The 413-nt window shown below is 61.0% G+C and carries 1 protein-coding gene; it reads right to left on the bottom strand.

The annotated features are described in order from the left end of the window. Positions 1-413: NAD(P)-dependent oxidoreductase (locus tag EN925_RS39350; RefSeq protein ID WP_281040723.1), on the bottom strand; the 413-nt coding region annotated here is incomplete at both ends.

Raw genomic sequence — 413 nt, 5'->3', positions numbered from 1 at the left:
TCAGCGGACAACTTACCGACAGCACGTCGGCGCGACGAAACAGATCTTCCAGTCCGACCAGCTCCACGCCTAGTTCGGCAGCGACCTTCTTGTCTGCAAATGGGTCATGGGCGATGAACCTCATATCGAAGGGCTTTGCCAGGCGAAAAACTTCGGCGCCTATGTTGCCGATGCCGAGCGACCCCAGCGTACGCCCCACGAGCCCGACACCCATATGTTGGGAGCGCTCCTGGAAGCCATGAGGTCCCTTACGGGTGAGGGCGTCCTTCGTGAACAGCTTGCCGGTGAGTGCCAACATAAAGGTGATGACGGATACGGCGACCGGCCGTCTTACCCCATCGGGCGTGATGACCAGAGCGATGCCGGCGCCAGTGCAGGCCTCGACGTCGACAGTATCGTAGCCGACGCCGAAG

It is taken from the genome of Mesorhizobium sp. M7A.F.Ca.US.006.04.2.1 (assembly GCF_004022915.1).
Classification (GTDB): domain Bacteria; phylum Pseudomonadota; class Alphaproteobacteria; order Rhizobiales; family Rhizobiaceae; genus Mesorhizobium; species Mesorhizobium ciceri.
Note: the sequence above shows the minus strand (reverse complement) of the source record. Positions and strands in the feature narration are given on the sequence as shown.